21 protein-coding genes and 1 tRNA gene are annotated in these 23,584 nt (G+C 71.7%); 6 read left to right on the forward strand and 16 right to left on the reverse strand.

Annotated elements, in window-relative coordinates; genetic code table 11:
* Window positions 1-30 precede the first annotated feature (30 nt).
* From FHG89_RS06600 to FHG89_RS06615, 4 genes are read right to left on the reverse strand one after another with little or no spacing between them, the layout of a single operon-like run.
* Window positions 31-1,398, reverse strand: a complete 1,368-nt coding sequence (locus FHG89_RS06600; RefSeq protein ID WP_139583468.1) for a formimidoylglutamate deiminase — start codon at window positions 1,396-1,398, stop codon at window positions 31-33.
* Window positions 1,389-2,591 carry an allantoate amidohydrolase gene (locus FHG89_RS06605; protein ID WP_139583469.1) on the reverse strand — a complete coding sequence of 401 codons (1,203 nt, stop codon included), beginning with the start codon at window positions 2,589-2,591 and terminating at the stop codon, window positions 1,389-1,391. Before FHG89_RS06605 ends, FHG89_RS06600 begins: the two co-directional genes overlap by 10 nt.
* Entirely contained in the window at window positions 2,588-4,246 is a 1,659-nt protein-coding gene (gene hutU, locus FHG89_RS06610; protein WP_139583470.1) for a urocanate hydratase, read from the reverse strand. Before hutU ends, FHG89_RS06605 begins: the two co-directional genes overlap by 4 nt.
* Window positions 4,247-4,262: 16 nt before the next feature.
* The gene (locus FHG89_RS06615; RefSeq protein ID WP_139583471.1) at window positions 4,263-5,102 is read right to left on the reverse strand and encodes a MurR/RpiR family transcriptional regulator; all 840 of its coding nucleotides are present in this window, start codon (window positions 5,100-5,102) and stop codon (window positions 4,263-4,265) included.
* Window positions 5,103-5,236: 134 nt separating this feature from the next.
* Between FHG89_RS06615 and FHG89_RS06620 the strand changes: the two genes are divergently transcribed.
* Window positions 5,237-6,559 (forward strand): hypothetical protein, encoded by a 1,323-nt coding sequence (locus tag FHG89_RS06620; RefSeq protein ID WP_139583472.1) that lies wholly within the window; start codon window positions 5,237-5,239, stop codon window positions 6,557-6,559.
* A gap of 16 nt (window positions 6,560-6,575) precedes the next feature.
* Here FHG89_RS06620 and FHG89_RS06625 read toward each other — a convergent pair whose 3' ends face one another.
* From FHG89_RS06625 to FHG89_RS06665, 9 genes are all read right to left on the reverse strand, one after another.
* Entirely contained in the window at window positions 6,576-8,609 is a 2,034-nt protein-coding gene (locus FHG89_RS06625; protein ID WP_139583473.1) for a DUF7657 domain-containing protein, read from the reverse strand.
* Window positions 8,610-8,651: 42 nt separating this feature from the next.
* On the reverse strand, window positions 8,652-9,473 hold the full coding sequence (locus FHG89_RS06630) for a glycosyltransferase family 2 protein (protein ID WP_139583474.1): 822 nt from the start codon (window positions 9,471-9,473) through the stop codon (window positions 8,652-8,654).
* The gene (locus FHG89_RS06635) at window positions 9,473-10,384 is read right to left on the reverse strand and encodes a glycosyltransferase family 2 protein (protein ID WP_244295207.1); all 912 of its coding nucleotides are present in this window, start codon (window positions 10,382-10,384) and stop codon (window positions 9,473-9,475) included. Before FHG89_RS06635 ends, FHG89_RS06630 begins: the two co-directional genes overlap by 1 nt.
* Window positions 10,372-11,838: a hypothetical protein gene (locus tag FHG89_RS06640; protein ID WP_139583475.1), complete on the reverse strand. Its 1,467-nt coding sequence runs from the start codon at window positions 11,836-11,838 to the stop codon at window positions 10,372-10,374. The genes FHG89_RS06635 and FHG89_RS06640 overlap by 13 nt, the downstream gene beginning before the upstream one ends.
* Window positions 11,835-12,923, reverse strand: coding sequence for a glycosyltransferase family 4 protein (locus tag FHG89_RS06645; protein ID WP_139583476.1), 1,089 nt, complete (start codon window positions 12,921-12,923; stop codon window positions 11,835-11,837). The genes FHG89_RS06640 and FHG89_RS06645 overlap by 4 nt, the downstream gene beginning before the upstream one ends.
* Window positions 12,920-13,771: a glycosyltransferase family 2 protein gene (locus tag FHG89_RS06650; RefSeq protein ID WP_139583477.1), complete on the reverse strand. Its 852-nt coding sequence runs from the start codon at window positions 13,769-13,771 to the stop codon at window positions 12,920-12,922. The genes FHG89_RS06645 and FHG89_RS06650 overlap by 4 nt, the downstream gene beginning before the upstream one ends.
* A 1-nt stretch (window position 13,772) precedes the next feature.
* Window positions 13,773-15,029, reverse strand: a complete 1,257-nt coding sequence (locus FHG89_RS06655; protein ID WP_244295208.1) for a hypothetical protein — start codon at window positions 15,027-15,029, stop codon at window positions 13,773-13,775.
* Between the two features lie 153 nt (window positions 15,030-15,182).
* On the reverse strand, window positions 15,183-16,637 hold the full coding sequence (locus FHG89_RS06660; protein ID WP_244295210.1) for a sugar transferase: 1,455 nt from the start codon (window positions 16,635-16,637) through the stop codon (window positions 15,183-15,185).
* Between the two features lie 96 nt (window positions 16,638-16,733).
* Window positions 16,734-17,801 carry an LCP family protein gene (locus FHG89_RS06665; protein WP_139583478.1) on the reverse strand — a complete coding sequence of 356 codons (1,068 nt, stop codon included), beginning with the start codon at window positions 17,799-17,801 and terminating at the stop codon, window positions 16,734-16,736.
* Between the two features lie 122 nt (window positions 17,802-17,923).
* Here FHG89_RS06665 and FHG89_RS06670 point away from each other — a divergent pair, with 122 nt between their 5' ends.
* The 3 genes from FHG89_RS06670 to FHG89_RS06680 all read left to right on the forward strand — a co-directional run bounded on the left by FHG89_RS06670 (window position 17,924) and on the right by FHG89_RS06680 (window position 20,680).
* Window positions 17,924-18,757: a class I SAM-dependent methyltransferase gene (locus FHG89_RS06670; protein WP_139583479.1), complete on the forward strand. Its 834-nt coding sequence runs from the start codon at window positions 17,924-17,926 to the stop codon at window positions 18,755-18,757.
* Window positions 18,758-18,761: 4 nt separating this feature from the next.
* Window positions 18,762-19,580, forward strand: coding sequence for an MOSC domain-containing protein (locus FHG89_RS06675; protein ID WP_139583480.1), 819 nt, complete (start codon window positions 18,762-18,764; stop codon window positions 19,578-19,580).
* A 110-nt stretch (window positions 19,581-19,690) separates the two neighbouring features.
* Window positions 19,691-20,680, forward strand: coding sequence for an expansin EXLX1 family cellulose-binding protein (locus FHG89_RS06680; RefSeq protein WP_139583481.1), 990 nt, complete (start codon window positions 19,691-19,693; stop codon window positions 20,678-20,680).
* 8 nt (window positions 20,681-20,688) lie between these two features.
* On the opposite strand, the gene FHG89_RS06685 is transcribed toward FHG89_RS06680, so the two are convergent.
* The 3 genes from FHG89_RS06685 to bcp form a co-directional block, all read right to left on the reverse strand.
* A complete protein-coding gene (locus FHG89_RS06685; RefSeq protein WP_208760880.1) occupies window positions 20,689-21,216 on the reverse strand; it encodes a GNAT family N-acetyltransferase in 528 nt (175 codons plus the stop codon).
* A gap of 80 nt (window positions 21,217-21,296) precedes the next feature.
* Window positions 21,297-21,370 (reverse strand) — tRNA-Leu (locus FHG89_RS06690).
* Between the two features lie 394 nt (window positions 21,371-21,764).
* Window positions 21,765-22,241, reverse strand: a complete 477-nt coding sequence (bcp, locus tag FHG89_RS06695) for a thioredoxin-dependent thiol peroxidase (protein WP_139583483.1) — start codon at window positions 22,239-22,241, stop codon at window positions 21,765-21,767.
* 191 nt (window positions 22,242-22,432) lie between these two features.
* Here bcp and FHG89_RS06700 point away from each other — a divergent pair, with 191 nt between their 5' ends.
* Both FHG89_RS06700 and FHG89_RS06705 read left to right on the forward strand, forming a co-directional pair.
* On the forward strand, window positions 22,433-23,149 hold the full coding sequence (locus tag FHG89_RS06700) for an energy-coupling factor ABC transporter permease (protein ID WP_139583484.1): 717 nt from the start codon (window positions 22,433-22,435) through the stop codon (window positions 23,147-23,149).
* Window positions 23,146-23,571, forward strand: coding sequence for a PDGLE domain-containing protein (locus FHG89_RS06705; protein ID WP_139583485.1), 426 nt, complete (start codon window positions 23,146-23,148; stop codon window positions 23,569-23,571). Before FHG89_RS06700 ends, FHG89_RS06705 begins: the two co-directional genes overlap by 4 nt.
* The last annotated feature ends 13 nt before the right edge of the window (window positions 23,572-23,584 follow it).

Raw genomic sequence — 23,584 nt, forward strand, 5'->3', positions numbered from 1 at the left:
GGGCTCGCAAACCCGGCTCGCTCCTCGCGCTCACCGGGGAGTCACCGCCTCGATCGACGCCGCCAGCTCGGCCGGCACGTCGACGCTCAGGTGCCGGCCCTCGGCCACCACCACCCGACCGTCCACGACGACCTGGTCGACGTCCGCCGCCCCGGCCGCGAAGAACACGCCGACCGGCGGGACCCCGGCGGTGCGGGCGCTGTCCAGCCGTACCGTCACCAGGTCGGCACGGGCGCCGACGGCGATCCGCCCGGCGTCGGCCCAGCCCAGCGCCGCGTGCCCGGTGGCGCTGGCGGCGGTCAGCAGGTCGACGGTGCTGAAGTGGCCGCGCCGGCGGGTACGCAGCCGCTCGTCCAACTCCACCGCCCGGGCCTCCTCGAACAGGTCGACGACCGCGTGACTGTCGCTGCCCAGGCTCAGCCGGATGCCCGCGTCGGCCATGAGCCGGGCCGGGCCGATGCCGTCGGCGAGGTCGCGTTCGGTGGTCGGGCAGAGGCACACCCCGGTCCGACTGTCGGCGAGCACCGTGATGTCGGCGCTTGACGGGTGGGTGGCGTGCACGGCTGTGGTGTCCGGCCCGAGGACGCCGTGTTCGGCGAGCAGGGCGGTGGGGGTACGCCCGTGCACGGCCCGGCACTCGTCGTTCTCGGCGGGCTGCTCGGAGAGGTGCACGTGCAGGGGCGCCTGCCGGTCGCGGGCCCAGTCGGCGACCGTGCGGAGCTGGTCGGCGGGGACCGCCCGCACCGAGTGCACGGCCGCGCCGACCCGGGCGTGCGCGTCCGTGGGCTGCAACGCCGTCGCCCGCTCGGCCCACCGCGCCGCGTCCCCGTCACCGAAGCGCCGCTGCGGCCCGGCGAGGGGTCGCCCGTCCACCCCCGCGCTCAGGTAGCAGGTGTCCAGCAGGGTGAGCCGGATCCCGGCGTGCGCGGCGGCCTCGACAAGCGCCGCGCCCATCGCGTTCGGGTCGTCGTACGCGCCGCCGTCGGGCCGGTGGTGCAGGTAGTGGAACTCGCCGACGCCTGTGATGCCCGCGAGGGCCATCTCGGCGTAGACGGCGCGCGCCAGGGCGAGGTAGGTGTCCGGGTCCAGCCGGTCCGCGACGGCGTACATCCGGTCGCGCCAGCTGAAGAAGTCACCCCGGCCGCCGTGGGTACGCCCCCGCAGCGCCCGGTGGAACGCGTGCGAGTGCGCGTTGGCCAGCCCGGGCAGGGTCAGGCCGGGAAGCGGCACGGCGTCGGCGTACACCGCCACCCCGGCCGGTGGCCGGCTCCCGGGAGTCAGCGGCGTCACCGCGCTGATCCGGCCGTCCTCGACCTCGATCAGCACGTCGGGCGTGGGTTCGGCGTGCTCGGGCAGCCAGGCGTACTCGGCGAGCCAGCGCGTCGGGGTCAGCGGCATGTCAGCTCCTCCAGCACGCGGGCGAGCGCGCGCACCCCGGCGGCGCAGTCGTCGTCGGTCGCCGCCTCGAAGGGGGAGTGCGACACCCCGGTCGGGTTGCGCACGAAGAGCATCGCGGTGGGCAGGTGCGCGGCGAGCACCCCGGCGTCGTGCCCCGCGCCGGTGGGAAGCACCGGGGCGCCGAGCAGCGTGGCCAGCCGCTTGGCCAGCCCACCGTCGAAGGCGACCAGCGGGGTCACCGACTCCTCGGTGACTGTCACCTCCGTACCGTCGCGGCGGGCCCGCTCGGCGAGCTTGCCGCGCACCGCGTCGACCAGCCCGGTCAGCGTCTCCGGGTCGGCGGCGCGCGCGTCCAGCCAGCCGGTCACCTTCGACGGGATGGCGTTTGTGGCGTTGGGTTCCACGGCGACCCGGCCGACTGTGGCGTGCGCGCCGCGCAGCCGGGCCTCCTTGTTGGCGGCCAGCACCGTGAACGCGTAGGTGAGCATCGGGTCGCGGCGGTCGGCCATCCGGGTGGTACCCGCGTGGTTGCCCTCGCCTACCACGTCGAAGCGCCAGCGGCCGTGCGGCCAGATCGCGCTCGCCACCCCGACCGGCGCATCCGCGTCGACAAGCGCGCGGCCCTGCTCGACGTGCAGCTCCACGAAGGCGCCGAACCGGCCCAGCAGCTCCGGGCGGGCGCCCGCCGGCCGGTCGCCCAGCGCTTCGGCGAAGCTGACCCCGGCCGCGTCGCGCAGGCCGGCCGCGCGGTCGGCATCCAGCGCGCCGGTGAGCAGCCGCGACCCCAGACACGGTACGCCGAAGCGCGCCCCCTCCTCCTCCACGAACGCGGCGAGCACCAGCGGCCGGGTCGGGGTGACGCCCGCGGCGCGCAGCTCGTCCACGGCGAGGAACGCGCTGACGATGCCGAGCGGCCCGTCGTACGCCCCGCCGTGTGGCACCGAGTCGAAGTGACTGCCGGTCAGCACCGCGTCGGAGCCCTCCGGGTCGCCCCAGTGCGCGAAGAGGTTGCCGTTGCCGTCCCCGGTGACCGGGAGGTCCCGCCGTTGCGCCTGGGCGCGGAACCAGGCGCGCAACTCCAGCTCGGTCCCGGTCAGGGCGTACCGCAGGTAGCCGCCGCTGGCGGCGTCCCGCCCGACCGGCGCGATCTCGTCCCACAGCGCCCGGAAACGGCTCGACAGGTCGTCGCTCACGCGGCGCCACCCTCCGCCATCGGCACCCGGACCCCGGTACGCGTGGCGACGTCGCGGGCGATGTCGTAGCCGGCGTCGACGTGCCGGATGACGCCCATCGCCGGGTCGTTGGTGAGCACCCGCTCGATCTTCTGCCCGGCCAGGGCGGTGCCGTCGGCCACGCAGACCTGCCCGGCGTGGATCGACCGTCCGATGCCGACACCGCCGCCGTGGTGGATGGACACCCAGGAGGCCCCGCTGGCCGTGTTGACAAGCGCGTTGAGCAGCGGCCAGTCGGCGATCGCGTCGGAGCCGTCGGCCATCCCCTCGGTCTCCCGGTACGGGCTGGCGACGCTGCCGGTGTCCAGGTGGTCCCGGCCGATGACGACCGGGGCGGAGAGTTCACCGGAGGCGACCATGTCGTTGAACCGCACACCCGCCCGGTCCCGCTCGCCCTGGCCGAGCCAGCAGATCCGGGCCGGCAGGCCCTGGAAGGCGACCCGCTCACCGGCCAGCCTGATCCACCGGGCCAGCGACTCGTTCTCCGGGAACAGCTCCAGGACGGCCCGGTCGGTGGCGGCGATGTCGGCCGGGTCGCCGGAGAGCGCCGCCCACCGGAACGGGCCCCTGCCCTCGCAGAACAGCGGCCGGATGTACGCGGGCACGAAACCGGGGAAGTCGAAGGCGCGCTGGTAGCCGCCGAGCTGTGCCTCGCCCCGGATCGAGTTGCCGTAGTCGAACACCTCGGCGCCGGCGTCGAGGAAGCCGACCATCGCCTCGACGTGCCTCGCCATCGACGCCCGGGCCCGGTCGGTGAACTCGGCCGGCTTCGCGGCCGCGTAGTCGCGGGCGTCGGCCAGCTCCACCCCCACCGGCAGGTACGCCAGCGGGTCGTGCGCGCTGGTCTGGTCGGTCACGATGTCGATCTCGACGCCCCGGCCGAGCAGCTCGGGAAAGACCTCGGCGGCATTACCGACCACGCCGACGCTCAACGCCCGCCGGTCCCGCTTCGCCGCGAGGACCCGCTCGACCGCGTCGTCGAGGGAGTCCGCGACCTCGTCCAGGTAGCGGTCGTGCACCCGGCGGTCCAGGCGGGTCCGGTCCACGTCCACGATCAGGCAGACGCCGTCGTTCATGGTGACCGCGAGCGGTTGCGCGCCGCCCATCCCGCCGCAGCCGGCGGTCAGCGTCAGAGTGCCCGCGAGCGTCCCCGAGAACCGCTTCGCGGCGACCGCCGCGAACGTCTCGTAGGTGCCCTGGAGGATGCCCTGGGTGCCGATGTAGATCCACGAACCGGCGGTCATCTGCCCGTACATGGTCAGGCCGAGCTGTTCGAGACGGCGGAACTCCGGCCAGGTCGCCCAGTCACCGACCAGGTTCGAGTTGGCCAGCAGCACCCGGGGCGCCCACTCGTGCGTGCGCATGACCCCGACCGGGCGACCCGACTGCACAAGCATCGTCTCGTCCTCGCGCAGGTCGGTGAGCGTACGGACCAACGCGTGGTACGACGGCCAGTCCCGCGCGGCCCTGCCGGTGCCCCCGTAGACGACCAGGTCGTCGGGGCGTTCGGCCACCTCGGGGTCGAGGTTGTTCATCAGCATCCGCAGGGCGGCCTCCTGCGGCCAGCCCCGGGCGGTGAGCTGGCTGCCCCGTGCGGCACGGACGGGCTGGGTCATCTCTGGTCTCCTCCGGTCATCCGAGGAACAACTGTCGGCGGGCCGCGGAGGCTTCGAACGCCTCCAGTCGGCGTTGGGTGTCGGCCGGCGCGGCGTCGCAGATCGCCTGCAACAGCACCATGGCCAGGGTCATCGGGGCGGTGTGCAGGTCGAAGACGAGTTGCGCGCCGACCGCCGCGGGCAGCACCACGTCGGCGTGCTCGGTGGCCGGACTGACCGGCGAGTCGGTGATCGCCACCACGGTCAGCCCGGCGGCGCGTGCCTCGCGCAGCGCGTCAAGCGTCTCCCGGGGATAGCGGGGCAGCACGAAGGCGAGCAGGGCGGACGCGCCGGCCTCTGCGGCCTGCTCCAGGCGGTCGGTGAGCAGGCTGCCGCTGTCGTCGAGGACCCGCACGTCGGGGTGCACCTTTGCGGCGAAGTAGGCGAAGTACGCGGCCAGCGGCGCGGCGGCGCGCAGGCCGAGCACCGGCAGCGGGCGGCTGGCGGCGAGCAGCCGACCGGTCTCGGCGATCCGGTCCCGGTCGGCGAGCTGTCCGGCCAGCCGGTCCAGGTTGCCCATCTCGGCGCGTACCGCCTGCTGGAGTTCGTTGCCGGCGTCCGCCGGCCGGCCGGCGGCGGCGGTCAGGTCGCGCAGCCGACGGCGCAGCGCCGGGTAGCCGTCGTGCCCGAGCGCGACGGCGAACCGGGTGACCGACGGCTGGCTGACCCCGGCCAGTTCGGCGACCTCGGCCGCCGACAGGTACGCCACGGCCGGCGCGTGCTGCACGAGGCAGTGGGCGATCCGCCGCTGGGTGGGGGTGAGTCGCACTCCGTCGAACAGGTCCAGCACCTGCTCGACCGACGCTCCTTCATTCACGGCGTGACTCTATGCATGAAAACTTTCAGGGGGCAAGGGTCCGCCCGTCCCACCACCTGTCGCTCCGCCGACCGGCGGGGCGCTGAGATGGCGCCACCTCTGTAGGATCCACGGCGGTTGAGCTAAGGAGTGGCATGCAGCCGGAGAGCCCGTACAGGTACACCCACATGTTGGGCGCGTGTCAGGTTGGGAAGGCCTGGGCCGCAGTGGACGGGCAGGGGCAGTTCGCCACCGTGGCCGTGTTGGACGGGGTCGCCGCGTCCGACGAGCGCTGGCGGGTGGCCTTCGGCAACGCGGCCAACGCCCTGGCCCAGGCGGCCGGCGGTCACCGCTACGCCGACGCCGACCTGACCGCCGCCCACCCGTGGGTCGCCTACCGGGCCGAGGAGGGGCACGCGCCACAGCGGCTCTTCCAGAGCCTCGGCATGGACTACCAGCCGGTGCCCGACCTGCCGGTCTCCGCGCCGCCCACCTCGGCCCCGCCCTCGTCCGCGCCACCCACCCCGCCGGTGTCCGGTGTGCCGCAGCAGGCCAGCGGGCCGCCGCAGTCCCAGACCCCCGAGCTGGTGTCGGAGAAGCCGCAGCTCCCGTGGGCGGTGCACATGTCCCCGGTCTCCGGTCAGCCGGTGTCGGCGTCCGCGCAGCCGGTGTCCGCCGCCCCGCAACCGGTCTCGGCCGCGCCGGCCTCGCCGGCGCCGGCCACGCCCACGCCCCCGCCCGTCTCCGCCGCACCACAGTCTCCGGCGTACGTCGACAGTGGCCCGTCGGTCCCGCCGTTCGACCCGCTCTCGACCTCAGGTGGTCGGCGGATCGCCCCGGTGGCGCGACCGCCGCGCAGTAGAACAGGTCTGTGGGTGGGCGGCATCATCCTGACCGCCGTGCTGGCCGCCGGCGCCGGGTTCCTCGGCGGCGGCGCCCGCGGTGGCGACACGCCGCCCGAGGCCCGCCCGCCGGCCAGCCAGCCCACTCCGCTGTTCGAGAAGACCCAGTACGCCTTGAACAAGGCGAAGTTCGACCCCGACCTGGTGCCGCTCGCCGAGCCCTGGCTCGCCCGGATGGGCGACTGCGCGTCCGACCGGGAGGCGGGTGGCCCGAAGCTGCCGAAGGACGAGAAACGGCACGTCTTCTGCAGGTACGGCAATGTGTTCGTCCACTTCGCGCTCTTCGAGTCCACGACCACGAAGGACGCGGCACGCGCCTACCGCGAGCAGCTCGCCTTCCTCGCCGGCACCCTCTCGCCGGGGATCCGGCAGGGGGCGCGGACCACCGGGGGCGCCAGCGGGGCCACCGGCAGTTACGTCGAGTACGCGGGCAACCCCGGTGACGGGCGTGTCATGTGCGGTATCTGGTGGGATCGGGACGACAGATTGGGCGCGGTGTACTTCGAGACGCCGTGCGAGTCCGGGATCGGCGGCAACTGGGACGCGCTGCGCGACCTGTGGCATCGGAACAGCTGAGCGCCGGGCTGCTGTCCTACCAGAACTCGTAGATGAGGAACGTGGCGGCCGGATAGCGGATCGTGGCCCTCAGCTTCAGGCACGACTCGTTGATCTCGGTGCCCGTCACGAGGTACTTGACGCGGTTCTGCCGGAGGAAGGGACCGCACGGCTCGGTGTTCACCAGGAAGTGGTCCGCCGCCGTGAGGGTGAAGGTGGTCGTCACCATCACGGCCGGATTCCGGTCGAACGTGAACCAGACGTGCGCGTAGCGGTTGACGACGTACTCCTGCTGGCCCTGCGCGGCGGCGGCCCGCCAGAGCTGCGACTGTGGGTACGCGAAGACGCCGGACAGGGACGGGGCGCCGTTCATGGCGGCGAAGTTCTGGACGATGCCCACCTCGGCCGCCCACCTGGCATCCGGATCGTCGGCGGCGATGGCCCTGATGGACCGGGACAGCGGTGTCTGGGTCAGGATGGCCGTGCCTCGGTAGAGCGGGTGGATGAAGGCCGTCATGGCTACCGAGAAGGCCAGCAGGACCGACGTGGCCCAGGTGAAGCGGCCTCGTAGCGCCAGATACACCACCAACGGCACCGGGACGAGCGACAGGACGAAGCCGCCGAGGTCCAGAAAACCGGGGAAGGCCCGCACCACGTGCAGGCTGAGCAGGGCCTGGACGAGCAGCAGCGCGAGCGTGTAGCCGATGACGACGGTACGAGCCGGCAGCGCCGACCGTTGGTCGCGGAGCAGTCGGACGATCAGCGCCATCCCGATGAAGTTGAGCAGGCCGATGCCGATGAGCAGCCGCGTGTGCGGCACCCGGTCCAGGAACAGCAGCCTGCCCCACGCGTCAAGATGGGACACGAACAGCCAGGCGAGCGCCCCCAGGAACGCGAGGTTGACCAGCAGCAGGGGCCAGTCGACGACGCGTCCGCTCCGGTGTGACCGGTACAGCAGGTAGAGACACGGCACGGTCAGGTACGGCAGGACGAGCAGGAAGTTGGAGTTCTCGCTCTGGTTGGTCAGGCCCTTCTCGGGGATGGTGTACTGGGCGGCCGAGCGGCTGGACTCCAGGCCCAGGCTGGTGTGTCCGGAGAACAGGTGGGCCAGGTCGAACCCCCCACTGCGGGTGAGCCGCTGACCCGGGTAGGCGGTGTGCAGGACCGCGTTGACCGCCTCCAGCCGGGTGGCGACGAACAGGCCGATCAGGATGCCCGCGACCAGGATCGACATCGCGACGAGGAGCAGGTGACGCCGCAGAGGGCCATGCGGCGCGACGTGCCGCTCGACGAGATGCCCCAGGCAGAACGCGGCAAGCGCCAGGGCGCAGGGGATCTGGAAGGGCGGATAGAGGACGAGAGCGAAACAGGTGAGCAGGTACGCCAGCAGCGCCGCCCAGGCGACGGTGGCGAGCAGCCGGGACGACCGCAGCATGAGGACGAACACCGTCGCGATGAACAACGCGTAGTACAGAGGCCCGACGGTGATGTACTGGTACCACCACTGCACGAACGGGCTGAAGAGAAGCGTCAACGACAGTCCGGCCGCGAGCCAGCGCTGGCCCGGCATCAGCACCAGTACGAAGAAGTAGCCACTCAGGATGAGCAGCACCGCCATGACCCACCACTTGAACGCGAAGGCGTGGTCGAGCGGCAGCACCAGGAACGCCAGGTTGTGCGGCCGGAAAGCCGCCGACCAGTCCTTGTACGGCACATCCAGGACCAGGGAGACGTCCGCGCCCTGCCCGACGTTCGGGTTGATCCGGGGGTAACCCGCGGCGTCCTGCGCGATGGTCAACTGGGTGTTCACGATCCACTCGTCCGACCGGATCGACTGTGGATCATTGATCAGCAGGTTCGCGTCGGGCTGTGAGCCGTAGAGCATCGACTGGTAGACGCCTATCGACGAGCCGCTGATCTGAAGGACGGTCGGCAGCGCCAGCAGGACGGCGAGCAGGGCCGGGAAGAACCAGATGCCGCGTACGAAGGTGCGGCCGAGCCGCGCGACCCGGTCGCGGACGTCCGGCGGCGTCGCGGAGGGGAGCGGACCGCCGGTGGTCGTCACTGCCATCGGAGCCCCTCTCGTCATCGCCGTCAGCATTCGCTGCCGCTCTCAGCGGCCGTTCGGCACCGCGGAGCCGATCATCCGTGCCGCCTGACGGTGCCGGCGCGGCGCCGGCGGCAGTCCGGTCAGGAACTCCGGGAACATGCCGAAGAACGTCCGGGCGCTGCGCAGCTCCAGTGTGTGGGCCCGGGACCAGCGGAACGAGTTCGTCGCCCGGCCCCAGTGGTGGGTCCACCGGACGTCGCCGAGCAGTGCCACCTGGAGTCCGTTGCGCCAGGCGCGCAGACCCAACTCGTGGTCCTCGTAGTAGAGGAAGAACCGCTCGTTCCAGCCGCCCAGGTCGACGAAGTCCCGGGTCCGTGCGGCGACCGCGGCGCCCATGACCCAGGCCACCCAGATCGCCCCGCCGGGAGCGGCCGTCAACCGGTACGACGCGTGCAACCGGGACAGCGGCCAGACCTTCCGGTTGCCCAGTTTGGCGGTGGCGTAGGGAAAGCCGCGGCCGTTGGGCTGCGGGACGCCGTCCGAGGAGAGCAGTTGCGGCGCTGCCAGGCCGCCGTGCGTGTCGAGGTGTGCCTGAAGGACGTCGAACCCCTCGGTCGGGTTGATCTCCAGATCCGGGTTGGCGAACAGGACGTACTCGCCCGAGACCTGACGCAGCCCGATGTTGTTGGCCCGGGAGAAGCCGACGTTCTCCGGTAGCCGGATGACCCGGGCGCCCAACCTCTCGGCCACCGCCGCCGAGTCGTCGGAGGAACAGTTGTCGACGACGACCCACTCGTACGGTCTGGTTTCGCCCCGCCAGCACTCGCGCAGCGTCTGCGCCGAGTTGTAGGTGACCGTCACGACACTCCAGCGTCGTCCTGTCATCACGCTCTCCGAACTGTCAGGTAGCTGAGCAGGGTGGCGAAGCCGAACCGCTCGCCCGGCCACTGGCGGCGGGCGCGCGGCGCACCCCGAAGGCCTTCGCCCACCCCGCGCAGGAACGGGCGCAGCAGGCCCTGACGCACACGGCGGACGGCGAGCGCGAGGTGCGCCAGGGCCAGCACCGGCATCGCGACCATCATCATTGGCCGGGTGAAGGTGCGGGCCGCGACCAGGAGCCGGTTGCGGGCCAGCAGGTAGGCGCGGAACGCCTGCAACGTGTGATCGCCCTGCACGCTGTGGCCGCCCGCGTGCGGCAGCATCAGCTCCAGTCGGCGGGTGCGCACCCCGGACGCGTAGAGGCGGAAGGCGAGGTCGGCGTCCTCACCCCAGGCGAACAGGTGCTCGTAGAAGCCCCCGAACCGTTGGAACAGCTCGACCGGGAAGACGGCCGCGCCGCCCGACGGGCCCAGCGGGCCTCTGGACGCCGTGGCCGGCCGGTCGATGAACAGCGAGATCGGATTCAGGTCGATGCCGACGTACTCGCCGCCGTGCATCGACAGGCCGACCGCGATGGGGACGTCGGGCGCCTCGGCGATGGCCGCGCAGATCGTCGCCAGGGCGCCCTCGGGCAGCCAGACGTCCGGATTCAGCAACAGGACGTGGCTCGTCGTCGTACGCGCCACCGCCCGGTTGCAGCCGATCGCGAAGCCCGGATTCGCGGCGTCGGGCAGGTACTCGTAGCGGTCGTCGTCCAGGTGGTCGGCGATGACCTTCTGGCCGCCGTCCTCCGGCGAGTTGTCGGCGAAGAGAAACCGCACCGGCAGGCCGTCGGCACTTCGTACCCAGGTCGGCAGCGTCTCGGTGAGCATGCCGGCGGACCGGTAGAGCACCGTGACGACGGTCAGCGTTTCCACGTCGGCATCACCAGCTTGGGCCAGGCCGGCAGCGCCAACCTGGACGGATTGCTGACCAGGTAGAACGCGATGATCCCGGGCACGAGAGACAGCCAGAACGGCTGGATGACCGGATAGAACTCGTAGACGCCGAAGGTGGCGTAGTAGATGAGGAACGCGCGCCCGATGTGGTGCGCCGGGCTGGGGACCTCGCTGAGCCGACGTTCGGCGAAGCCGACGACCAGCCCGGTGAGGACCAGGGCCACTGCCGCGCCGACCGGTCCGAAGTCCATCAGTGGCACCGCCACGAAGGTCGCGGTGTTCATGTAGAACGGCTGGCTGAGCCCACCGGTGATCTGGTACAGGTCGACCGGCCCGAGAAGTCGCTCGCCGACCGAGCCGGTGAAGGTCAGCGAGTATCGACCCCACGCTGGCTCGTACTCGTCCCGGTGCTCCCAGAGCCGGCCGAACGTCTCCACCGACGAACTGAGCGACAGGTCGAGGGACCCCACACTCGTGGAGATCGGGTTGCCGCCGTACTGGGCCCGGAACTGGTCCTCGAAGGTGCCGGTGCCGGCCAGGGTGCGCTGACCGCCCAGGTAGACGGCGCCGCCCACTACGCCGAGGCCGACCAGGACCACGACCAGGGCGGCGATCTGCCGCTGCCGGACACTCATGCCGCCCGACTCGCGTCGCGTGGAGAGCGCCGCGACGAGCGCCGGGACGATCCCGACCAGGACCGAGTTCTTGCTGGCTCCGAGTGCCGCCCCGAACGTGAAGACCACGACCAGGAGCAGGTACCGCCAGCGGGCCTCGGACCTGCCGTTGAGGACCCGCAGGAGAGAGATCGCCATGCCGAGCGTCCAGGCCTCGGCGAGCAGACCCACGACGATGTTCGACCGGAGGCCGAGTTCGGCGCGGGCGACGTCCGGGTTGTCGGCGAAGAGCGGAGGTACCGCACCGTGGAACTTCAGCGCCCCCCCGACGATCGCGATGGCCAGCACGACGAGCAGAAAGCCCGTGAGGCGCCGGTCCGACGGCCACCGCAGCGTGGGGCGCGGCTGCCGGCTCGCCTCGACGATCGCGGGGTCAAAGGCCCGGTCCCGGCCCGCCGGTTGGATCCACCACAGTGGCTGCGCCTTCGGCGGCTCGGCGACGGCGGGCCGACCACGGCCGGCCAGCCACCGACCGGCGTACCAGGCGGCGAGGAAGCAGCCGACGAAGACCCCGAGCACCGGGATCACGGCGCGGCCGGCCGGGGAGTCGTAGGGGCCTGGAACCGTGATCACCGCGAGGAAGACGAGTGCCCACGCGGCGGAACACACCGCGAGCCACAGGGCGGACCGCGCCGCGATGACCGCGACGGCCGCGAACGCCGCCACCACTCCGGCTGCCGGGTTGACCACGAAGATGGGTACGACGACGGCGGCCGCGGCCACCCAGAGTCCGACGGTCAGGTACTTCTGGAAGATCATTTTGCGTTCCTCGTGAGGAGTGACCGGTACAGGCTCTGCCACCGCTGGACGCACCGGTCGAAGGCGTACTCCTTCGCGTACCGGTCCGCGACGGCGCGCCGCTGCTCGACGGTGGTCGCCGTGACGGCCTGGCGGATCGCGGCGGCGATCGACGACGGGGTGAGGGCGCTCTGGAATGCCAGCGTTCCGGCTGCGTGCCGGGTGACCTCGGCGAGACCTCCCACCCCGGAATGGACCACCGGTACGCCAAGGGACAGCGCCTCGAGGGCGCTCAGGCCGAAGGCCTCGACCCGGGAGGGGACGACGAGGCAGTCGATCTGGCGCAGGAAGTCGGCGGCGTCGACCCGGCCGACAGTCTCCACGTTCGGTCGGGCGGCCAGGGCCAGTGCCCCGCTGCCGGCGACCCTGAAGTCGGTGTCCGTCATGATCGACGCGACCTCGGGTATCAGGTCGACGCCCTTCTCCGGCTCCAGCCGGCCCAGATATCCCACCACGGTCCGCCGGGACCTGTGCGGCGTCGGCGCCGGAGCGGGCCAGGCCGCCGGAAGGGGATTGGGGATCAGGTGGACGTTCCGGACACGGCCACGGTTGCGCAGCTCGTCGGCCTCGAACTGCGACACGGCCACGCTCGCGTGCGGACGTAGCCGACGCATGACGAGGTCGAGCGTGATGTTGGACTGGATGCTCGCCCTGCGCTTCACCGATGGCGCCGTGTCGAGGAACTGCCACAGGCTGGTGTGCATGGTGACCACCAGTGGGGTGCCGGGGCGCTCGGTGGCCAGGGCGGCCCGCGAGTGCATCGCCGCGGACAGCAAATGCGCACACACCACGTCCGGTTTGACCTCCTCGACGAGACGCCTGAGCGAACGGGCGTACCCCAGGTCGACCCGACGGGTGGCGCTGAGGTCGACCCACGGGACTCCGGAGTCCCGTAGGGAGGCGCCCACCTCGTCGTCGGAGGTGGCGGCGACGACGTCGACGCCGGTCCGGGCGTGTGCGGGAATGATCTGCGTCAGGATCCGCTCCGCGCCGCCGAACTGGCGTCGGCCCGACCCGCCCGTGGTGCAGACGAACAGCACCTTCATCGGGTACGCAGTCCCTCGATGGCGCCCCGTGCGATCGCCCGCCGTACCGGATTCGGTCCGACGGCGGCCCGCAGCAGAACCCCGACCACGAAGGCCGTGCTGGCGATCTGCCCCCGTCGACCGGCCAGCTGCCGGGTGGCGCGGATGAACTCACGCGTCCGCCGCTGGGAGATTTCCTCCTCGGTCCAGCGCCGCCGGGCGGTGGCGTCGTCCTCGTGCATGATCACCGCATCGGGCACGTACGCCAGGCGCAAGCCCCGTTGCTGCACCGCCCAGCACAGGCGCATGTCCTCGCCGTAGAAGAACGACGTCTCGTCGACGCCGCCGATCGCGTCGAGTGTGCTCCGACGCAGTGCCACGAACGGCCCGGTCAGCCAGTCCGCCTTCGCCGGCTCAGCGATGATCCGCAGGTTGGGCAGGACCATGCTCAGTCCGGTGGCGTGGGCGAGCCCGACGGGAACGCTCAGGAAGCGGCCGCCCTCGGTCTGGGCGACGCCGGACGGGGTGACGACACCGGGGAAGGCGGCACCCACCGCAGGATCGTCGAGTGCCCGCAGCAGGCGCTCCACGGCCCCCTCGTGCACGAGGATGTCGTTGTTCGACAGGATGACGTTCGCCCTGGTGGTGTGCCGGACGCCCAGGTTCATCCCCCGCGCGTAACCCAGGTTCGAGCCGGACTGGACGTAGCGGACGCCCTGCTGGGCGCAGAACTCGTCGAGCGCCTGCCGGATGTCGTCCGAGCTGCCGTTGTCGACAACGATGATCTCCGCCTCGCGGGGCAACGACAGGACGCAGGCGCGTGTGCGGTCGTAGTCCTCCCAGGCGAGGACCACAATCGAGACATCCAACTCATACCGTCCCAGGGGTTCGCGGCCGCGACTGTCGCAGGCTCGCACGGGAGATGAAGGCGTGTACGGCGTAGGCGAGCGACGAGGCGAGCGCTGCCCCGATCACCCCGGCCACCGGGATGACCGCGAAGTAGGCGACGAGCGCGACGACCAGGGTGATGACCGCCGCGACAGTCGTCGCTCTCTCTCCCCGCTTCTTCAACAGCACAGAACTCCAGGTCTTGCCGGCCGCGGCGGCAAGCGTCCCCGGCAGGAGGCACAGCCCGAGGATCCAGGCGAGCCGGTACTCCGGTCGCAGGAAGCCCAGCACGGCCAGTGCGGCCACGGCGGCCAGGGCCACCGGAACCGCCGACCGGACGACCGGCCCGGCCCGGTGTGCCGAGGGGTCGACGTTCCGGTCGGCGAGAATCCGCTGAGCGCGCACCACGGCACCGGCCTGTGCGAATTCCAACGCCGCGACCGCCAGGGCGTACACGCCGAGCGGCCCGGCTCCGACGAACCTGGCCACCAGAATCTGGTTGAACCGCAGCGTCATCATCTGCGCGAAGATCCCGGTGTGCAGGTTGCCGACCGCCCGCAGGTCGGAGCGGTAGTCCAGAGCCTCGGCCGTGGGCGCGGGCGTGGGCCCGACCCGCCTGACCATTCCCAGCACCAGGGCGCACACGGCGAACGCGCTGACCCACTGGACGGCGAGCCAGACGACACTCCACAGGCCGCCGTCGAGGTGCCCGGTGGCGAAGAGCACCAGGTAGCCGCCGACGAGGACCGCGCCGCTCGCGGCACGCATCGAGTAGACGGCCAGGAAACCCCGCTGGCGCAACGCGATCGACGAGACTGTGTTGAAGATCGTCAGACCCACGGCGGAGCCCACACCGACCAGGTAGCCGCCGATTCCACTCAGCGCCGTCAGCAGCGCGGCGGCGACGGCGGAGAGAAGCACCGAGGCCACGAACATCGCGAGGACCCACGCCCGCCCACGGGAGAAGACCCAACCCGCCGGACGCGACAACAGAAAGGTGTCCAGCGACAGCCCACCGACGGCCGCACCCAGCGTGGCGCTGACCATGTTCGCGGAGAGTTCACCGCGCTCGGCGGCGGGCAGGGTCACCGACACGACCGCCGCCAGGCCGGTCAGACCCAGAGCCGCGAGGTACAGGCGCTCCGGCGCGACGAGCCGCCGGAGCAGACCGGGCGAGGAAGAATCGGTGGCACCATCCGGACCGGGGTCGTTCGCCGACGACTGACCAGCGTTGGACACCGAAACGCTCTTCACTGGTCTCCCCCGGGTGGTGCGGCGCACCGGCGGGGACGACGAGGTCCACACCGCTGGCAATGTCTACCCGAACGCTCCGGCACCCGCAACCAGGTCGACGGCTCCACCCCGGAGCCTGCGCGCGGCGGGTGCGGCGGTTCAACGCCCGCCGCCACGGAACACCTCCGCGACCGTACGCAGCACCACCTTGACGTCCAACCACAGTGACCAGTTCTCGATGTAGTAGTTGTCGAACCGGGCCCGGTCGGAGATCGGGGTGTCGCCCCGCAGGCCGCTGACCTGCGCGAGGCCGGTGAGCCCCACGGGAACGCGGTGCCGTGCCGCGTAGGTCGGGTACTCGGCGGAGAACTTCTCGACGAAGTACGGCCGCTCCGGCCGCGGACCGACCACGCTCATGTCGCCGCGCAGGATGTTCCACAGCTGGGGCAGCTCGTCCAGTGAGGTCCGGCGCAGGAACCGGCCGATCGGCCCGACCCGGTGGTCGTACGCGATGGACCACCTGGTCTGCGACTCGTGTTCGTTCACCGGGTGCATGGTCCGGAACTTGATGACGTTGAACGGCCTGCCGTACCGGCCGATCCGCTCCTGGTGGAAGAAGATCCCCGGGCCACCGTCGACGAACGTGGCGATCGTGCAGAGCAGCAGCAGCGGACTCATCAGGATGAGCGCGAACCCCGCGAACACGATGTCGGACGCCCGTTTGATCGCCCAGCGGGGACCGGTAAGCGCGATGTCCCTGATCTTGACGATCGGAAACGCTCCGATGTGGTCCGGGTAGCCGCTGTGCGAGCGGGACCCCCACAGGCGGGGCACCGCCCAGAGGTCACAACGGGAGCTGCGGGGACGCAGCAGGGTCTCCATCAGAGTGGACTCCTGGCAGTCCGGATCGGCGATGACCAGCACCTCGCACTCCAGCAACCGGACGAGGTGTTCGAGGTCGGACAGGGTGCCGCTCAACGGCAGCACCTCGGTGTCCTGGCGGGACGGGGCGTCGACGCAGCCGACGAACCGCAGGCCGTACTGCGGGTAGCGGCGCAGCAGGCGGGCGAGTTCGACGCCGATCGGCCCGCCCCCGACGATTATCGCGTTGTGCTCCGCCCAGCGACGCTTGCGGGACAGGACGGTGAACGCCCGGCTGGCCGCCCGCCCGAGGATCACGAGCCCCGCCGACAGCGCGACGCCCCGCATGAACCCGCCCACGTACGTCACCGACGAGTGGCGCTCCGCCGCGATGATCGCCACGATCGCGGCGGAGGCCAGCAGGCGCCCGCAGAGGCCGGGCAACTCGTCCAGGATGCTCACGTGCCGGCGCGGCCGGTAGAGGCCTCCGGCCGTGAAGAGGGCCACCGTCAGTGCGGCGTTGGCAAGCGTGCCCTTCCAGTAGTCGTGGCTCAGCACCAGCGGGGCGACCAGCGCGACGACGTCGACGGGCGCGGTCACCATCCACGCCCGCAGCCACCGGGTACGCGACGACGTGCGGGACCGGGCGTACGGCAGGACGGCGGTGGTGCTCAGGCCGGCCGGCTCCGTCCCGGTCTCCGGCTGCCGGGTCGGGGGCACGAGGGATGCGCTGGTCGTCGGCTGACTTGACACTGTGGACCTCCCCGTGATCGCCCGTGTGGAGACCGCGACCAGAACGGCGACCGAACGTCAGGCTCGGCCGGGACGCGCCACCGTGGTCGGCGGGCACTACTGCGCGGCGGACAGAATCTCCGGCACGTTGTCGCTCCGGACCGCCTCGAAGACCTGTGCGGCCTTCTCCTTGTCGGCCAGGACCACGCTCTCGCCGCCGATCGTTCCGGTGCCCTTCGTGGGGCAGGTCAGGAACGTCAGGTTGCCGCTGCGCAGCTCCCGAAGATCGGTGGCGAGATCCAGCAGGTTCAGCGACTTGTCCACCGCCACCGCGTCCGCCGTCGCCTTGACGAACGAGTTGAGTTTGGCCGGATTGGCGAGCGTGCCGCCGGACGCGGCCTTGTCCAGGATCGCCTTGATGACCTGCTGCTGGTGCCGGATGCGGGCAAAGTCGCCGTCGGCGAAGGCGTGGCGTTCCCGGGCGTAGTCGAGCGCCGCGGCGCCGTCCATCCGCTGCCGACCGGCGGCGAACGTCCGGCTGCCGTTGAGCGCGTACAACGTGGTGAAGCCCTTCTCCACGTCCACGTCGATGCCGCCCAGGGCGTCCACGATCTCCTTGAAACCGCCGAAGTCGACAATCGTGACGTGGTCGACGCGGACCCCGGTGAACTTCTCCACCGTCTGCACCATCAGCGGAATCCCACCCCAGGCGAACGATGCGTTGATCTTCGCGTCCCGTCCGCCGCGACCCTGCGCCGACTTCGGCACGTTCACCCAGGTGTCCCGGGGGATCGAGATGAGCTGGGCGCTGGAGTGGTCCTTCGGAATGTGGGCCAGGATGATGGTGTCGGTACGGGAGCCCGAGTCGCTCTCCGGGTCCCGCGAGTCGCTGCCCAGGATCATGATGTTCATGGCGCCCTTGGCCTTCTCGACCACCGGCGGGCGCTCGGCCTCCGGTACGCCGTCGAAGGCGTCCACACGCTCGATCCCGTTGTTGACCGAACGGTAGTAGAGCCCTCCGGCGAGCACGCCGCCACCGGCGAGCAGCACCAGAACCGCGAGGGTGATCAGCACGGCCTTCTTCCACCGGCGGCGCTTCGGTGGTGCCTCCTGCGTCGGCTCCGATGGTGGCTGTGCCTCGATGAACTGGGTCTCGGGCTCCGCGTGCTCCTGGCGATACCGCATGAACTCCGATGCTACTGATTGCGGGTTCCGCTCACGTACCCCGGAGGCGGTCCACATGGGTCCGTTTGACGACTGAAATCTTTTCCCGACCAGCGGTGCCCCGGACCTGGTATGAAACAGCCGTGGACCCATCGAAGCTGCGCCGGGCCATCGCCCGTACGCCCCTCGCGCCCGTCGCCGCCTTCCCCAAGCGGTTCGCCCGGGTCGCCCGCCACGACGCCCGGGTGCTCCGCGTCTCCGCCCGCTGGCTGGTGACGTCCCGCGAGCACCACAACTACACGTACGAGCTGACCAAGCTCAGCCGCCAGCACCTGGCCTGGTTCGTCAGCGTGGTCTGCGACCAGCCGGTCAAGCAGGTCCGCGCGTGGATCGACGAGATCGAGTCCGACCAGGCGCTGCGCCAGCACATCGAGCGGGCCACCGCCGGCGCCGCCCGCCGCGGCCTCGCCGACAGGCGGGTGCGCTACGCCCGCCGGGTCGGCTGGTACGCGATCGTCCGCGCCACCCGGCCCGCGCACGTGGTCGAGACCGGCGTCGACAAGGGGCTGGGCACCTGCGTGCTGGCCGCCGCCCTGCTGCGCAACGCGCAGGAGGGCCACCCGGGTCGGGTCACCTCGCTGGACATCAACCCGGAGGCCGGTTACCTCGCCGCCGGCGCGCCCTGGTCCGAGGTCGTCGACCTGGTGATCGGCGACTCGATCACCTCGATCGGGGCGCTGGACCGACCGGTCGACCTGTTCCTGCACGACAGTGACCACAGCCGCGCGCACGAGAAGCGTGAGTTCGACGCGGTGGAGCCGAAGCTCGCCCCCGGCGCGATCCTGCTCACCGACAACGTCACAAGCACCAACGTGCTCGCCGAGCACGCCGAGCGCACCGGCCGACGGTTCCTCGCCTACCGGGAGAGCCCGGCCAACCACTGGTATCCGGGCGACGGCATCGGCGTGGCATGGTAGGCGGGTGCGGCTGAGCTCGATCCACACGTACCCCGTCAAGGGTTGTCACCGGGTCGACCACGACGGCGCGTTCGTGCAGGCGTGGGGCCTGGCCGGCGACCGGCGCTGGATGGTGGTGGACGCCGACGGCGTCGGCGTCACCCAGCGGGAGACGACCCGGCTGGTCGACCTGCGCGCCAGCGTGCGCCCGGGCGGTCTGACGCTGCGCGCCGACGGGCGGCCCGACCTCGACGTGCCCGAGCCCGCCGGTGGCGAGCCGGTGCTGGTGCGGACCTTCCGCAAACGCGAGCTGCGGGTCCCCGCCATGGCGGCTGGTCCGGCGGCCGACGCCTGGCTCGGCGCGCTGCTCGGCCGGCAGGTCCGGCTGGTCTGGCTGGCCCGGCCGACCCGCCACCTGCCCGTCGAGAGCCGTGAGTACGACACCGGCGACCAGGTCGGCTTCGCCGACGCCTACCCGCTGCTGCTGACGAACGCCGCCTCGCTCGGCGCGCTCAACGGCTGGCTGGCCGAGGCGGGGGAGGAGCCGGTGCCGATGACCCGGTTCCGGCCCAACCTGGTGGTCGACGGCGCGCCGGCCTGGGCCGAGGACGGCTGGGCCGGCCGGTCGCTGCGCGTCGGCGGCCTGCGGATGCGCGCCGCCGGGCCGTGCGACCGCTGCGTGGTGACCACCACCGACCAGGAGACCGGGGTACGCGCGAAGGAGCCCCTGCGCACCCTCGCGCGCCACCGCAACATCCGGCAGAAGCTCCTGTTCGGGCTGCACGTCGTGCCGATCGACGGTGGACCGTTGGCGGTGGGCGACCGGGTCGTCGTCGAGCCCTGACCGGCGGGCCTGTCGCCGCCGGCACGCCCCGGTCACCGTCCGTCGACGCTGTCTTAGCTTTGGCTTAGCCCGCTTGTCCGGGCACTGGCGGGTCCGGCACCATCGCCGTCGTGACGGACGGAAGCGCTCCCGCGGTCGTCGACATCGACATCGACCTGGACCGGGTTCCCGACGACCGGCCCGCGTCCTCGCCCGGTCCGCTGCCCTGGCTGGTCGCCGCCGGCGTCACAGTCCTCGCGGCGACGCTCGGGCTCAGCCTGGCGCTGCGCTCCGGCTCGGCCCCGGCCTGCGCGGCCGGCCGCACACTCGGCGCCGCGCCGCCCACCGGCACCGCCACGCACAGCGGCAAGGCCACCTTCTACGACTCCAACGGCGCCGGCGGCAACTGCTCGAACCCGGCCGCGCCCGCCAACCGGCTCTACGTCGCGCTCGGCCCGAGCGAGTACGCGGCAGGCGCCGCCTGCGGCGGCTTCCTCGACGTGACCGGCCCGAAGGGCACCGTCCGGGTCCTCATCATGGACCAGTGCCCGGAGTGCGAACCCGGCCATCTCGACCTGTCCCGGGAGGCGTTCGCCCGGATCGCCAACCCGGTCCAGGGCCTCGTCCCGGTCACCTACCGCGCGGTGGTCAACCCGCCGCTGCCCGGCCCCCTCACCTTCCGGATCAAGGAGGGCGCGTCGCAGTTCTGGTTCGCCGTCCGGGTCGGTAACCACGGCAACCCGTTGCGCGCCGTCGAGGTCCGCCAGGGCGACAGCGGCCCGTGGCGGTCGACAGCCCGGCAGGACTACAACTATTGGCTGATCCCCTCCGGCGCCGGCGCCGGACCGTTCAGCGTCCGGGTCAGCGACGTGTACGGCAACCGGACCACCGCCTCGGGGATCCGGATGGCGCCCGGCCAGGTCCAGACCAGCGCGGTCCGGATGTACGGGACCGGCGCGTCGACCAGTTCGCGGAAGTCCGCCTCGGCCCGGCCGTCCGCCACCCGGGCCGCCGCCACGCCGACACCGGCCCGCTCGGTCGAGGTCGCGAGGGCGAGCGCGCCGCCCGCCGAGAGGCCGTCGACCCGTCCGGCCGGGGCGACCGCGCGGTGGTGCGGCTGACCGGGCGGTCAGTCGGCTGGTGTCAGGTCGAGCCACATGAGGATCTCGTCCCGGTCGTCACCGGGCGCGACCCGCAGCGCCCCCGGCAACCGGCCGACCTCCCGGTACCCGAGGCGGCGGTAGAACCCGTCCAGCCCCAACCCGTCGCGCACCGTCAGGTGCAACGCCTCGTGGCCCATCTCCCGACCCAACCGGGTGGCCTCCCGCATCAACGCCGCGCCATATCCGCTGCCCTGGGCGTCGGGGTGCACCATCACCCGCTTCAGCACACACCAGTGCGCCTTGAGCCCGAACCGGTTGTCGCAGAAGATCAGCACGGCGACCAGCCGCGCACCGTCGTACCCGAGCAGCAGCCGGTCCGGCCCCTCGGTGATGTCCACGAAGGTCGGGTCGGCGATCGTACGGACGTCGGCCGCGGTGACCGGCGGCACGAAACCCACCGCACCGCCGGCGTTGCTGGCGTCCGTCCAGAGGGCGACGATCTCGGTACGCAGGCTCGGCGTCAGGTCGGGGTCGAGGACGAAGCGCAGACTCACGCCGCCCATCCTGACCCGGCGACCAGGCCCGCGACCCGCGACAGTGACGCGTTTGACAACGCGCTCTGACCGAACTTGTGTGGGGCCGGCGGGATTCGAACCCGCACTGGTACGGACCTAAACCGCATGCCTCCTGCCGTTGGGCTACGGCCCCCTGAAGCTGTACTCCACCAGCATCCACGGCCATTCTTGCCGACGAGGCAGTCGTCTGCCTATTCGGAAGCCAGTGGGAGTAACCGCGTCAGGATCGTAGACCACCTCGGCATCGACGCGGGTAGGCCTTCGCTGCCCAGCGTACGTGGAGGTCTGGCTGTGGCAGTTGGGGCACATACGCCTCGGTTGTGCGCCTGCCCCGTGAAGTGCGACGTGTCGATGCCAGATCTCTTGAGCTGGCGGCTGATGTGGGCGTGTTAGCCACCACTGACGCGTACGCCGAGCAACCGCATCACCTCGGTGATGTTGCGCACTGCGGCGGCCGCTTGCGCGAGCGCCTCGGGCGTGTACTTGTACCGAACCATTGACGCACGGTAGCGGGCTGGTATGACAGGTCAGTCCAGGCCGAGGTCGCGGCGGAGCTTGGCGACGTGCCCGGTGGCCTTGACGTTGTAGAGCGCCCGTTCGACCTTGCCGTCGCCGTCGATGACGAAGGTCGAGCGGATCACCCCGGTCACGGTCTTGCCGTAGAGCTGCTTCTCGCCGTACGCGCCGTACGCGGTGAGCACCGCCTTGTCGACGTCCGACACCAGCGGGAAGGTGATCGCGTCGCGGTCGCGGAACTTCGCCAGCTTCTCCGGCTTGTCCGGGGAGATGCCGACGACCTCGTAGCCGGCCGCCTGAAGGGAGGCGAGCGAGTCGCGGAAGTCGCAGGCCTGCTTGGTGCAGCCGGGGGTCATGGCCGCCGGGTACGCGTACAGGACGACCTTGCGGCCGCGCAGGTCGGCGAGGGAGAGCTGGTCGCCGGTGTCGGTGGGCAGGGTCCACTCGGGGGCGGGGTCACCGGGGGAGAGGCGGTCGGGCGTGGTCATGGCCCGACCCTACCGCCGGGCCGCGCGGTGCTGTCGCCGCCGCCGCGCCAGGGACGCGACAGACCGGCGACGCCGGGGCGGCGCAAGGTGATCAAGACCATGCCTTGTTGCCAGACTCTGGCAACAACGAGGTTGGGGAAATAGGCTGACCCGGTCGGCCCCGCACGGGTCCGCTGACGCTGGGAGGTCGCGTGGAGACACTGGCGATGCACATCTCGAACGGGATCATCAACGGTCCCGTCGCGGCGGTCTTCGCGGCACTCGCACTTGCCGCGCTCACCTTCTGCGTCCTGCGCGCTCGACGCGACCTGGACGACCGGCTGGCGCCGATGGCGGGCCTGGTGGCCGCGTTCATCTTCGCCGTCCAGATGCTCAACTTCCCGATCTTCACGGCCGGGGTCAGTGGCCACCTGCTCGGTGGCGCGCTCGCCGCCATGCTGGTCGGCCCGTGGGTCGGCGCGCTCTGCGTGGCAGTCGTCCTCGTCGTCCAGGCGCTGATCTTCGGAGACGGCGGCGTGGCGATGCTCGGCCTCAACATCACAAACATGGCGCTGCTCGGCACCGCCGCGGCGTACCTGCTCATCGCCCTGCTGCTGAGGGTGCTTCCCCGTACGCCCGCCGGCCTGGCGGTGACCGCCTTCGTCGCCGCGATGCTCAGCGTGGTCGTCGCGTCGCAGGGCTTCGTCGTGCAGTACTGGCTCGGTGGCACCACCGACCTGGGCGGCAACCTGGCCGGGCTGGCCGGCACGATGGCCGGCGTCCACCTGCTCATCGGCATCGGTGAGGGCCTGATCACCGCGACCACCGTGCTCACCGTCGCGAAGGTGCGCCCCGACCTGGTGTACGCGCTGCGCTCCCTGCGTACGCCCGCCGCTCCCGTCGTCCCGGTCGCCGGAGGTGTCCGATGAAGAACCGTTCCTGGGCCTTCCTGGCCGGCGGCCTGCTGGTCGCCCTGCTGCTCGCCGGAGTGGTGAGCAACTACGCCTCGTCCCACCCGGACGGGCTCGATTCGTCCCTGCTCAAGGGCTGCACGGTCGACGCCGACGACAACATCGTCGCCGGCAGCTGCCCGGCCCAGCAGGCGAAGGACCACGAGTTGGGGGACAGCCCGCTCGCCGACTACGGCGTACGCGGCGTGGAGAACAGCTTCCTCTCCACAGGCCTGTCCGGGGTGCTCGGTGTGCTGGTGACCTTCGCGATCGGCGCCGGCGGCTTCTGGCTGGTGCGCCGCCGGGGCACCACGCCGACCGACGGTGACGCGACGACGCCCGCCGGCGGCGACGCCGTGGCGTCCGACGACGACCGCCGCCACGCCGGCGCCAACGGCTGAGCGGGGGTACGCG

The organism is Micromonospora orduensis, from assembly GCF_006228125.1.
Classification (GTDB): Bacteria; Actinomycetota; Actinomycetes; order Mycobacteriales; family Micromonosporaceae; genus Micromonospora; species Micromonospora orduensis.